At 71.6% G+C, this 10,766-nt stretch carries 11 protein-coding genes; 6 read left to right on the top strand and 5 right to left on the bottom strand.

The annotated features are described in order from the left end of the window. Positions 1-862 (top strand): deoxyribonuclease IV (locus tag ACWCO3_RS24595; RefSeq protein WP_450012256.1); only part of this gene is annotated, 862 nt, incomplete at its 5' end. Positions 863-974: 112 nt separating this feature from the next. On the opposite strand, the gene ACWCO3_RS24590 is transcribed toward ACWCO3_RS24595, so the two are convergent. From ACWCO3_RS24590 to ACWCO3_RS24575, 4 genes are all read right to left on the bottom strand, one after another. Beyond that, a complete protein-coding gene (locus ACWCO3_RS24590) occupies positions 975-2,009 on the bottom strand; it encodes a threonine aldolase family protein (protein ID WP_354886983.1) in 1,035 nt (344 codons plus the stop codon). Positions 2,010-2,208: 199 nt separating this feature from the next. Next, positions 2,209-3,615 (bottom strand): class II 3-deoxy-7-phosphoheptulonate synthase, encoded by a 1,407-nt coding sequence (locus ACWCO3_RS24585; RefSeq protein ID WP_145779698.1) that lies wholly within the window; start codon positions 3,613-3,615, stop codon positions 2,209-2,211. An 87-nt stretch (positions 3,616-3,702) separates the two neighbouring features. Beyond that, complete coding sequence (locus tag ACWCO3_RS24580) at positions 3,703-4,215, bottom strand: nuclear transport factor 2 family protein (protein ID WP_145779697.1); 513 nt, start codon at positions 4,213-4,215, stop codon at positions 3,703-3,705. Positions 4,216-4,396: 181 nt separating this feature from the next. Beyond that, complete coding sequence (locus ACWCO3_RS24575) at positions 4,397-6,007, bottom strand: glycosyl hydrolase family 18 protein (protein ID WP_423437202.1); 1,611 nt, start codon at positions 6,005-6,007, stop codon at positions 4,397-4,399. 157 nt (positions 6,008-6,164) lie between these two features. Here ACWCO3_RS24575 and ACWCO3_RS24570 point away from each other — a divergent pair, with 157 nt between their 5' ends. Further along, positions 6,165-6,653: a glutathione peroxidase gene (locus ACWCO3_RS24570; RefSeq protein WP_145779695.1), complete on the top strand. Its 489-nt coding sequence runs from the start codon at positions 6,165-6,167 to the stop codon at positions 6,651-6,653. Positions 6,654-6,899: 246 nt separating this feature from the next. Continuing rightward, positions 6,900-7,574 carry an NADPH-dependent F420 reductase gene (locus tag ACWCO3_RS24565; RefSeq protein WP_145779694.1) on the top strand — a complete coding sequence of 225 codons (675 nt, stop codon included), beginning with the start codon at positions 6,900-6,902 and terminating at the stop codon, positions 7,572-7,574. A gap of 28 nt (positions 7,575-7,602) precedes the next feature. On the opposite strand, the gene ACWCO3_RS24560 is transcribed toward ACWCO3_RS24565, so the two are convergent. Next, positions 7,603-9,204, bottom strand: coding sequence for a glycosyltransferase 87 family protein (locus tag ACWCO3_RS24560; protein ID WP_450012252.1), 1,602 nt, complete (start codon positions 9,202-9,204; stop codon positions 7,603-7,605). 155 nt (positions 9,205-9,359) lie between these two features. On the opposite strand from ACWCO3_RS24560, the gene ACWCO3_RS24555 reads away from it, so the two are divergent. The 3 genes from ACWCO3_RS24555 to ACWCO3_RS24545 all read left to right on the top strand — a co-directional run. Beyond that, complete coding sequence (locus ACWCO3_RS24555) at positions 9,360-9,566, top strand: class I SAM-dependent methyltransferase (protein ID WP_145779692.1); 207 nt, start codon at positions 9,360-9,362, stop codon at positions 9,564-9,566. Positions 9,567-9,714: 148 nt separating this feature from the next. Continuing rightward, positions 9,715-10,584, top strand: a complete 870-nt coding sequence (locus ACWCO3_RS24550) for a DUF4397 domain-containing protein (RefSeq protein ID WP_145779691.1) — start codon at positions 9,715-9,717, stop codon at positions 10,582-10,584. After that, positions 10,581-10,766, top strand: a 186-nt coding sequence (locus tag ACWCO3_RS24545; RefSeq protein ID WP_450012258.1) for a hypothetical protein, incomplete at its 3' end; no start/stop codon positions are given. The genes ACWCO3_RS24550 and ACWCO3_RS24545, both read left to right, overlap by 4 nt.

Raw genomic sequence — 10,766 nt, 5'->3', positions numbered from 1 at the left:
GGCGGCAACCTCGCGTCCGGTGGGCGCGCACACTCCGACCTCCGGCGGGCTGGCCAAGGCCGCCCTGCCGTACGTCGACGCGACCGGCGCGCGGGTGGTGCAGGTCTACGTCTCCAACTCGCGGGGCTGGGCGCTGCCCGACGGTGACCCCGCGCAGGACGCCCTGTTCCGCGACGGCTGCGCCGAGCGGGGCATTCCCGCGTTCATCCACGCCTCGCTGCTGGTCAACCTCGGCTCACCCACTCCGGCCACGGTCGAGAAGTCGGCACAGACGCTGGCGCACGCGCTGCGTCGGGGCGTGGCGATCGGTGCTCAGGCGGTGGTGTTCCACGCGGGCAGTTCGGTGGACGAGGGGCACGCCGATGCGGCGATGCGGCAGGTCCGCGAGGAACTGCTGCCGCTGCTCGACTGGGCCGCGGCCGCCGGTGGCCCGATGCTGCTGGTCGAGCCGAGCGCGGGCGGGGGCCGGTCGCTCGCCTCGCGGGTGGAGCAGCTCGGTCCGTACCTGGACGCGGTGGACCGCCACCCGATGCTGGGGGTCTGCTTCGACACCTGCCACGCCTGGGCCGCCGGGCACGACCTGGCGGTCGAGGGTGGCATGACGGCGACCCTGGACACGCTGGTGGTCACCGTCGGCGCGGACCGGCTACGGCTGGTCCACGCCAACGACTCGAAGGACCTGTGCGGCTCCACGCGGGACCGGCACGAGAACATCGGCAAGGGCACCATCGGCGAGCCCGCCTTCGCCGAGCTGATGACGCACCCCGCCACCGCCGGCGTACCCCTGGTCGTGGAGACCCCGAGCGAGAAGCAGGTCGGCCACGCCGCCGACATCCAAACCCTCACCCGCCTCCACCACTGAACCCCGCCTCCACCCCGCCGATCCTCGTTGATCAAGAGGTTCGCGTCATCCGGACGCCGGAATCTGACGCAAACCTCTTGATCAACAGCTGGGAGGGAACGGCCGGGGGGGGTTAGGACGCCGTCAGGATGCGGGGTAGGGCTTCGACCGCGTGGTCGATGTCCGCGTCGCTGACGCCCAGGTGGGTGACCAGGCGGGCGGTACGGGGGCCGAGCACCGAGATGAGTACGCCCTCGGCCCGTGCGACGGCCGCCAGGGCACGCGCGTCCAGGGCGTGCTTGGTCAGGTCCAGCGCGACCAGGTTGGTGCGAACCGTCGTCGCCAGCACGCCGAACGGCGCGACCGCCTCGGCGAGCCGGGACGCCTTGGCGTGGTCGTCGGCCAGTCGGTCGACGTGGTGCGCGAGCGCGTACCGGCCGGCCGCGGCGAGGATGCCGGCCTGGCGCATACCGCCGCCCATCCGCTTACGGATCAGCCGGGCTCGTTCGATCTTGTCGGCGCTGCCGACCACGAGCGAGCCGACCGGCGCGCCGAGACCCTTGGACAAACACACCGACAGCGTGTCGAAGAGCCGGCCGTACTCGATCAGGGGCACACCGTCCGCGACGTGCGCGTGCCAGATCCGGGCGCCGTCGCAGTGCAGCGCCACACCCGCGTCGTCGGCGACCGCGCGCAGATCCCGCAGGGTGCTCAGCGGAATCACCCCGCCGCCGCCCCGGTTGTGCGTCTGCTCGACGGCGATCGCGCGGGTCGGAACAGCGAAGAAGCCGTCCGGCCGGATCATCCCGGCCACCGCCTCCGGGTCGATGTCCGCGCCGACGGCGGGCCAGGTCCGCGAGGAGATCCCGCCGTACGCGGCTGCGGCCCCGATCTCGTACGTGACCACGTGCGCGTCCGCGTCGCAGAGCAGCTCGTCGCCCGGCGACACCAGCAGTTGCAGGGCGATCTGGTTGGCCATCGACCCGCTCGGGGCGAACAGCGCCGCCTCGTGCCCGAACAGGGCGGCGACCTCGGCTTCGAGAGCGTTGACCGTCGGATCCTCGCCGTAGACGTCGTCACCGACCTCGGCGGTGGCCATCGCCTCCCGCATCCCGGCGGTCGGCCGGGTCACCGTGTCGGACCGCAGGTCCACGAACTGGTCTGCCACTGTCATCCTTTCGACCGCCGGTTGCGGGTCTCGCACACCTGGCCACGGTCATCTTCTCGGCTGCCGACGGAGGGTCCGCAACCTCAGCCGCTGTCATTCTTTCGGCCGCCGACTGCGGGGCTCGCAAGCTCACTCCTCGCGTCAGCCGCTGTCATTCTTTTGGCCGCCGACTGCGGGGCTCGCAAGCTCACTCCTCGCGTCAGCCGCGGAGCATCTCCGCCACCAGGAAGGCCAACTCCAACGACTGCTGGGTGTTCAGCCGCGGGTCGCAGGCGGTCTCGTAGCGGTCGGGCAGGTCGAGGTCCTCGATGCCCTGAGCGCCGCCGAGGCACTCGGTGACGTCCTCGCCGGTCAACTCGACGTGTATGCCACCCGGGTGGGTGTCCAGCCCCCGGTGCACCTCGAAGTAGCCGAGCACCTCGTCGACGATGCGGTCGAAGTGCCGGGTCTTGTAGCCGTTGGACGACTCGTGCGTGTTGCCGTGCATCGGGTCGCACTGCCAGACCACCTTGGCGCCGGCGGCGGTGACCTTGGCGACGATCGGCGGCAGGGCGTCGCGCACCCGGTGGTTGCCCATCCGGCTGATCAGGGTGAGCCGGCCGGGGATGTTGTCCGGGTTGAGCTTCTCGCACAGCTCGATCGCCTCGTCCGGGGACGTGGTCGGGCCGAGCTTGACCCCGATCGGGTTGGCGATCCGGGAGATGAAGTCGATGTGCGCCCCGCTGATCTGCCGGGTGCGCTCGCCGATCCACAGGAAGTGCCCGGAGAGGCCGTACGCCCGACGGTCGGAGACCCGGGTGAGCGCCCGGTCGTACTCCAGGGCCAGGGCCTCGTGGGAGCAGTAGAGCGTGACCGTACGCAGCGCCTCGTCGTCGGTCATGCCGCAGGCCCGGATGAACGCCAGCGCCCGGTCGATCTCCCGGGCGATCGCCTCGTAGCGCTCCCCCGCCGGGGAGTTCTTCACGAAGCCCTTGTTCCAGTCGTGCACCGCGTGCAGGTCGGCGAGCCCACCGGCGAGGTACGCCCGGAGCATGTTCATCGCCGCCGCCGAGTTGGCGTACGCCCGAATCATGCGCTGCGGATCGGCGACCCGGGCGGCCGGATCGGCCTCCAGCGAGTTGATCATGTCGCCCCGGTACGCGGGCAGGCCGCGCGCGTCGGTGGGCAGCGAGCGGGGCTTGGTGTACTGCCCGGCCACCCGGGCGACCTTGACCACCGGCAGGGACGCGCCGTAGGTGAGCACGATCGCCATCTGGAGCAGGGTGCGGGCGTTCGCCAGCAGGTGACTCTCGGTGTTGTCGGCGAACGTCTCGGCGCAGTCACCGCCCTGCAGCAGGAACGCCTTGCCCTCGCAGACCAGGGCGAGCTTCTGCCGGAGCTGGTCCACCTCGTAGGGCGCGACGACCGACGGCACTGTGTCGAGGACCTTGCAGACCTCGGCGACGGCGGCCGGGTCGGACCACGGCGGGACCTGCTCGCGGGGCAGTTCCCGCCATCGGTCCAGGCCGAGCGCGGCGTCCTCGGCGGAGTCGACTGTCGGTCGGCTGGTCTGCAGACCGGGGCTACCCACCCCGGGATGGCTCAGCTGATGCCACTCATGGCGCATGACAGAAAGCGTACGGCGACGGTCGGGGTGACCGGGCGGCGAGGGGGACGGTTCCGGCAGGTGGGAGATCAATCCGCCGGGCGCTGGTCAGGACGGGGGCGTGAGGACGGCACCGCCCGGCGTCGGGCTGGCGACCGACGTCCCGCCCGGAGCCTCCCCGGCGATGCACCAGTCGCCGCCGTCCCGGGTGACGGTGAACACCAGCGGCCGGGCGACGGTGCGCTTGCCGGAGGTGACCGAGACCGACACGCTGACCTCCTGCCCGAACGGACCGGACCGGATGTCGGTGATGGCCGCCTCGGGCACCTGGAAGTGGTCGGCGAAGTCACCGTTGGGTCCGGTGGCACCGAGGTCGAAGCCGTCGTGCAGGAGAGCGCAGAGCTGGCTCCGACCGGCGGCGACGTCCTTCGCGGTCATCGCGTCGAGGTACGCCTGCACGCGCTCGCGGGAGCGGGCGGCGGCCTCCTCGGCCGGGGCTCGCGCCGGTTTGGTGGCGGGCTCCTCCTCGGCGTCACCGCCGATGCCACAGCCGCCCAGGACGATGGGTGCCAGCACCAGCCCGGCGGCGGTCGCCGCCAGCCTGCGGTGGGTCGAGCGCATGACCACCTCCGTCGACGGTGCCATCGGGACCTGCCGAGCCGGGAGTCTGCCATATCGAGCCGGGTCGGCCCAACGACGGCGGCCCGGCCGACGCTGGGCGTCGTCCGGGCCGTCAGGTCACGGGCGGGGAGGGACGGTGCGGGCCCCTCCCCGCCGTGTGGGTGGTGCGTCGGCCCTCGGCTCAGCCGAGGCCGCCCTTGATGGCGCCGATGAGCTCGCCATTGGTGGTGTCACCGGAGAGCTCCCAGAAGAACGCGCCACCGAGGCCCTGGTTGTTCGCGTACGTCATCTTGCCGTTGATGGTCGACGGGGTGTCGTAGCTCCACCAGTTGCTGCCGCACTTGGCGTACGCGGTGCCGGCGATCGTGCCGGTGGCCGGGCAGGTGTTCTTGAGGACCTTGTAGTCCTCGATGCCCGCCTCGTAGGTGCCCGGAGCCGCGCCGGTGGCGCTGCCGCCGGGTGCGGCCTGGGTGACGCCGGTCCAGCCACGGCCGTAGAAGCCGATGCCGAGCAGCAGCTTGTTGGCCGGGACGCCCTTGCTCTTGAGCTTCTGGATCGCGGCGTCGGAGTTGAAGCCCTGCTGCGGGATGCCGGTGTACGAGGTCAGCGGCGAGTGCGGGGCCGTCGGCCCCTGCGCGGCGAAGGCCCCGAAGTAGTCGTAGGTCATCGGCATCAGCCAGTTGAGGTTGCCGATCGCGCCGGCGTAGTCGGTGGCGTCGATCTTGCCGCCGTTGCTGCCGTCCGCGGTGATGGCGGCGGTGACCAGGGCGCTGGACCCGAACTTCGACCGGAGGGCGCTGATCACGTTCTTGAACGCGTTCGGGCCGCTGCTGTCACAGGTCAGACCGCAGGCGTTGGGGTACTCCCAGTCGACGTCGATGCCGTCGAAGACGTCCGCCCAGCGCGGGTCCTCGACCAGGTTGTAGCAGCTCTCGGCGAAGGCGGCCGGGTTCTGCGCGGCCTGGGTGAAGCCGCCGGACCAGGTCCAACCGCCGAACGACCAGATCACCTTGAGGTGCGGGTTCATCTGCTTGAGCTTGCGCAGCTGGTTGAAGCTGCCGCGCAGCGGCTGGTCCCAGGTGTCGGCGACGCCGTCCACGCTGTCCGCGGCCGTGTACGCCTTCTCGTAGTCGGCGTAGCTGTCACCGATGGAGCAGCGACCGCCGGTGGTGTTGCCGAAGGCGTACAGGATGTGGGTCAGCTTGGCGGCCGAGCCGCTGGTCTGGATGTTCTTGACGTGGTAGTTGCGCCCGTAGACGCCCCACTCGGCGAAGTAGCCGACGACCTTCTTGCCGCCGGTGTTCGGCGGCGGCGTGGTCGGCGGGGTCGTGGTCGGTGGGGTGGTGGTGGGCGGCGTGGTGGTCGGCGGCGTGGTGGTGGGCGGGGTGGTGCCGCCGCCGCACGCCGCGCCGTTGACGGTGCAGTTCAGCGGCGCCTTGTAGGCGCCGGTGCCGTTGTAGCCCCAGCTGAACGAGGCGCCCGGGGCGATGCCGCCGGCCCAGCTCTTCTTGACCGCGACGTAGTGGTTGCCGCTGCTGGTGACGTCGGCGTCCCAGGCGCTGCTGATGGTGGTGCCCGACGGTAGGTCGAATTCGATGCGCCAGGTGCTGATAGCGGCACTCGATCCGTTGGTGACGGTCACCCTCGTCTCGTGACCGGTCCCCCAGTCCTGCGCCTTGGTGAAGGTGGTGGTGACCGTGCCGGCGCCGAACGCGGTAGTCACCGGCACCGCTGCGACGGTCACGGCGACCACGGCACCGGCCCAGAGGGCCCGGCGGAGCGATCTTTTCATGCGGCGTCTCCCGAACTGTTAGGAAACTTTCCAAAAGAGATGGTGAGACGGTACTCACGGCGTCATCAGTTCGTCAAGATGTCCATGTTTCGATTTCTCCTGGTGCATGGAGTGCCCGCGCCCCGGCCCTCCGGCGGTCGGCGCGTAGCCTCGCCCCATGACCGTCTTCGATACCCCGATCGATGCCCTCACCGGCGGCCCCGCCGACCTGGCCCGCTACCGCGGCAAGGCGTTGTTGGTCGTGAATGTGGCCTCCCGCTGCGGCCTCACCCCGCAGTACGCCGGCCTGCAGAAACTCGCGGAGACCTATGCCGATCGCGGCCTGGTGGTGCTCGGTGTGCCGTGCAACCAGTTCGCCGGGCAGGAGCCGGGCAGCGCCGCCGAGATCAGCGACTTCTGCCAGGTCAACTACGGGGTCACCTTCCCGCTGACCGAGAAGGTCGACGTCAACGGCCCCAACCGGCACCCCCTCTACGCCGCGCTCGTGGACACATCGGACGCCGACGGGCACACCGGGGACGTCCGGTGGAACTTCGAGAAGTTCCTGGTCGCACCGGACGGCACGGTGGCCGCCCGGTTCGCCCCGTCGGTCGAGCCCGCAGCCGAAGAACTCCGCATCGCCATCGAGAAGACCCTCCCCGCCTGACCACCCCCGAGGTGGGTTGATCAAGAGGTTCGCGTCAGAAACGGGCGAACCTCTTGATCAACACGTCGGAGCCGCCGTCGGTGACCAGCGTGAGCAGTAGGTTGGGCAGGACGGGATCGCGGGCGCGGGCAGGCCCGCCAGCTCGGCGAGACGTCGCATGCCCGGCAGTCCGCGCCGCCGGGCAACAGTGATAACCCACCGCGCCGGTGGGGAATGCGTCACGGCTGGGCGGAGTTGGGAACGAGCATGACAACTGTGGGACTGATCGGCAGCGGCAACATCGGCGGCACCGTGGCGCGGCTGGCCGTCGACGCCGGCTACGACGTGGTGCTGAGCAACTCGCGGGGTCCGGAGACCCTCACCGACCTGGTCGACAGCCTTGGCGAGCACGCCAGCGCTGGCACCGCACAGGACGCGGCGCGGGTGGGTGACCTGGTGGTGGTCAGCGTGCCGCTGAAGGCGTACCGCGCGGTGCCCGTGGAGCCACTGGCCGGCAAGGTCGTCATCGACACCAACAACTACTACCCCCAGCGCGACGGGAACTTCCCGGAGCTGGACAGCGGCGACGTCACCAGCAGCGAGTTGCTCCAGCAGCACCTGCCGGAGTCACGGGTGGTCAAGGTCTTCAACAACATCTACTTCGCGGGCCTGGCCGCGCTGGCCCGGCCGACGGGTGCAGCCGACCGCAGCGCCCTCGCCATCGCCGGTGACGACGAGGCCGCGAAGGCCGAAGTAACGGCCTTCCTCGACCGGATCGGCTACGACGCCGTCGACGCGGGCTCCCTCGCCGACGGCTGGCGCTACCAGCCCGACACCCCGGCGTACGGCACGCTCTACTCCGCCTCGCCGACCGACTGGCAGCACCCGACCCCGGGTGACGCCGACACGCTGCGCGCCGCGCTGGCCTCCGCCACCCGCTGAGCACCACCGCCGCCCGCCGGACGATCGCCTACCGGGTGGTCGCCCGGAGGGCGGCGGCGAGTTCCTCGTCGTAGCTCGCGATCGGTCGACCGTCCGAGGCGTACGCGACGAGCCGTCCCTGCGCCATGCTCGCCGAGCGGAACGAGAACGTCCGGCTCCCCGGGTACGCGTCGAGCAACGGAATGGCCCGCGGCGGCCCGCCCGGGGCGGAAAAATACTCCAACCGGGTCACCTGTGGGGAGACCACGCCGTTGACCCGCACCTTGGTCTTCTCGGCCCGGGTGCCGAAGGTGACCGGCGCGTGGGTGCCGTAGGCGGCGCATTCGACCGGGCCACGGCAGACGAAGAAGTATCGCGGGTTGACCACGTCGTCGAGGGCGTACGCCTTGAAGGTCGGATCCGCACCGGCGGGCAACGGCTGCACGGCGAAGAACGCGACCGCCACCGTGGCCGTCACGCCCACTCGCAACCAGCCCCGCGCGCCCGCCGGTCGTCGGTGCGCCCGGGAAGCGGCGACCGCGACGCCACCGAAGCCGACCAGGCACAGCAGGCCCACCCCGATCGCGCGGGCGTTCTCGAAGAGGAACTGCACCCCCGGCCGCGTCGACACCGGGCCGAGAACCGCACCCAGCGAGACGACCATGGCGGCGAGCAGCGCTCCCCCGGCCGCCCGCTGCGTGACGCCGGACGCGCCGATCAGCAGCATCGCCGCGAGCACCGGCCACACCTGGTGGTGGGTCCAGGACACCGGGGACGCGGCGACCGTGGCGCAGCCGACGAGCACCGCCGCGTGCCCGGGGCGGCCCTGTCGCGTCAACTGTCGCGCCCGCAGCAGCGCCGCCACGCAGACGAGCGCCACCAGACCGGCCCAGAGCACTGGCAACGCCGCCTCGTCCACGCCGACGCGCAGCAGCATCCCGTGCACTGACTGGTTGCCCAGCGACGCCAGGTTGCCGATCCGTGAGGTCTGCCGCACCGCCTCGGTCCAGTACGTCCAGCTCTCTGCGGGCAGCACGACCCCAGCGACCACCGCGCACGTCAGGAATGTCGCCACCGCGCGGCCCGCGTCGCGATAGCGGCCGGTGGCGAGGAAGTAGACCACGAACAGCAGCGGGGTCAGCTTGATCGCCGATGCGACCCCGACCAGCATCCCGCGCAGCCGGGGCGGGACCACGCCCATCCCGTCGAGCAGGGCCATCAACACGATGAAGATGCTCACCTGACCGAACCGCAGATTGCTCTGCACCGGCGCGGAGAGCATCAGCACCGTGGCCGCCACCGCCACGACGAGCGGTCGCCGGGACTGCCGGGTGGTCAGCGCGACACCGACCGCCCCGGCGATGGCCACCACCGCCGCGCACGTCGCCACGAGCCAGATCCCCTGGAGTACGCCCTCACTCACGGCGGTGATCGGACCGAGCACGAGTGCGGCGAACGGCGGATAGGTGAACGGCCCACCATTGGCCGCCTCGTATTCGTACAGCGGCCGCCCAGCGTGCAGATCGGACAACGCGCCGTAGTAGATGTGCAGGTCGGAGAGCCGGTCCGCGCGGTTCAGCACGAGCACACAGGACACCAGCGCGACGACGACGAAGGTCGCCCACACCAGCGCCACCCGGCGATCCCGCATCGACCGAGGATAATCCAGCGCGGCCGCCCCCGTCGGCCCTGCCGTCGCTCACCGGCCACAGGCACCGTGGCGAGCGCGACCACGGACGTCGGCGGCGCGTCTGCCCTCGGAAGAACGGACCGGGCTGGGCGCGAGTCGGTCCCTAGCATCGACGGATGGCGAGGACGAGCGCTGCGGCGTACGACGCGCACGCGGACTGGTACGAGAATTACCTCTCCGGCGGCGGCGACTATCTCCAGCGGGTGCACGCGATCGCGGAGGACCTGCTCGGCACGGGCGAGGGACCCTGTCTCGACATCTGCTGCGGCACCGTTGCGCGCGTGCCGGACCTGTTCGCCTTCCTGGCGATCCGCGAGCGGTAGCCCGCCCGCTCCGCCCGACCGCGTAAGCCGAGGGGCGCCAGCGTGCCTCCGCAAAAACATCGACGTGGCAACTTGCGCCTCAGTCCCGTAAACGGGACCCTGTTCTCTGGGTTGCCGCCCGCTCACCGAAAGTGCTTCCGGAGGCGACATGCACACGCTCCGTACCGTGCCCCGCCGGCTGCTGGCCGGAACCGGCGCGCTCCTGCTCGGCACCGCCCTCGCTGCCACCGGCGCCCCGGTCCCGGCCGCTGCCGCCAAGGGCGCGGACACCGTCGGATACGTCCGACTCGCCCACCTCTCCCCCGACACCCCGGCCGTCGACGTCTACCTGGCCGCGCCCGGCGCCGCGAAACCGAGGGTCTTCCCCGGGGTCGGCTACGGCGTGGTCTCCGACTATCTGGAGCTGGCGCCCGGACGGTACGCGGTGGCGATGCGCGAGGCCGGCGCCCCCGCCAGCGACCCCCCGGTGCTCACCACCGAGGTCGCGGTGACCAGCGGCGACGCCTTCACGGTGGCCGGTGTCGGCCGGCACGCCGACCTCGGCCTGCGGGTGCTCAACGACGACCTCAGCGCCCCCACCGACGGCCGCGCCAAGGTGCGGGTCGTGCAGGCGTCCGTCCGGACCCCGATGCTCGACGTGGCCGCCGCCGACGGCCCGATGATCGCCGACGGCGTGCAGTTCGCGACGACGACCGACTACCAGCAGGTCGAGCCGGGCAGGTGGCGGCTGAAGCTGACCGGCGCCGGTGGCCCGAGCACCGACGCCGAGGTGCGCCTCACCGGCGGCGCGGTCTACTCACTGCTGGTGCTCGACGCGAAGCAGGGTGGGCTCACCGCCGAGCTGCGCCGCGACGCCGAGGGCGGCACCGTCGTCCCCGCCGGCGGGGTGGACACCGGCGCTGGCGGCACCGCCCGGACCGGGCTCGACGCGTACCCCCTGGTGGCCGGCGCTCTGGCCGCGGCGGCCGGGGCGGTGGCGTTGCTGCTCTGGCGTCGGCGGCGGCGCACCACCTGGTGAGCGCCGGGCCGGGCCCGTCGATCCGGCGGCACCGCGACCGCCGGGTGCCGCTGGCCGCGCTGGTCGCGGCCGGCGCGGCGGTCTTCCTGGCCGCCGCCTGGTTAGCCCGAATTGCAGCGTTTCGAGCGAAATCCATGCTTGCTGTTGATTTGCCCAACCCAGGCCTACCGGCGACGATCACC

Source organism: Micromonospora sp. NPDC002411, from assembly GCF_053592955.1.
This window is presented reverse-complemented; position numbering and strand designations above follow the sequence as displayed.

Coding starts and splice junctions, on each gene's coding strand:
- ACWCO3_RS24585 (WP_145779698.1), bottom strand. CDS start 3,615: ATGCGCCATGAGTGGCATCAGCTGAGCCATCCCGGGGTGGGTAGCCCC.
- ACWCO3_RS24580 (WP_145779697.1), bottom strand. CDS start 4,215: ATGCGCTCGACCCACCGCAGGCTGGCGGCGACCGCCGCCGGGCTGGTG.
- ACWCO3_RS24575 (WP_423437202.1), bottom strand. CDS start 6,007: ATGAAAAGATCGCTCCGCCGGGCCCTCTGGGCCGGTGCCGTGGTCGCC.
- ACWCO3_RS24570 (WP_145779695.1), top strand. CDS start 6,165: ATGACCGTCTTCGATACCCCGATCGATGCCCTCACCGGCGGCCCCGCC.
- ACWCO3_RS24565 (WP_145779694.1), top strand. CDS start 6,900: ATGACAACTGTGGGACTGATCGGCAGCGGCAACATCGGCGGCACCGTG.
- ACWCO3_RS24560 (WP_450012252.1), bottom strand. CDS start 9,204: ATGCGGGATCGCCGGGTGGCGCTGGTGTGGGCGACCTTCGTCGTCGTC.
- ACWCO3_RS24555 (WP_145779692.1), top strand. CDS start 9,360: ATGGCGAGGACGAGCGCTGCGGCGTACGACGCGCACGCGGACTGGTAC.
- ACWCO3_RS24550 (WP_145779691.1), top strand. CDS start 9,715: ATGCACACGCTCCGTACCGTGCCCCGCCGGCTGCTGGCCGGAACCGGC.